The sequence below is a fragment of the Desulfonatronum sp. SC1 genome (assembly GCF_003046795.1).
In the GTDB taxonomy this organism is placed as follows: Bacteria; Desulfobacterota; Desulfovibrionia; order Desulfovibrionales; family Desulfonatronaceae; genus Desulfonatronum.
The window spans coordinates 1-536 of sequence record NZ_PZKN01000091.1 but is presented as its reverse complement, the minus strand read 5'-3'; the positions used below and the strand labels follow the sequence as shown (position 1 = coordinate 536).

Genomic DNA, 536 nt, shown 5'->3' with positions numbered 1-536 from the left:
CAATTGCCCGCTAAACCGGGCATCAGGGATAAAAACATAAAGGCAATGCTTAAGATAAACGATTTACATGCGATGATCGATGGAAAGGAAATTCTTCGCGGAATTTCAATGGATGTAAAACCGGGTGAAATTCATGCCATCATGGGCCCCAACGGTTCCGGAAAGAGTACCTTGGATGCTGTGTTTACCGGTAATGAGGCTTTTGAGGTGAGTGAAGGCATGGTTGAGTTCAATGGAAAAGATTTGTTGGAGATGTCGCCCGAGGATAGAGCCAGAGAAGGACTGTTTCTCAGCTTTCAGTATCCAGTTGAAATCCCCGGGGTGAGCATGACAAATTTTATGCGTACAGCCCTTAATGAGCAGCGTAAACACAGGGGACAGGAGGTGCTTTCAGCGAGTGATTTTCTCAAACTGATGCGCGACAAGAAAAATCTGGTGGAGATAGATTCAGATTTGACCAACCGCTCGGTAAACGAAGGCTTTTCTGGTGGAGAGAAAAAGAAAAATGAGATTTTTCAGATGGCCATGCTCGACCC

At 45.5% G+C, this 536-nt stretch carries 1 protein-coding gene; it reads left to right on the top strand.

The window, feature by feature from the left end:
- Positions 1–536 (top strand): Fe-S cluster assembly ATPase SufC (gene sufC / locus C6366_RS20840; RefSeq protein ID WP_199221576.1); only part of this gene is annotated, 536 nt, incomplete at both ends.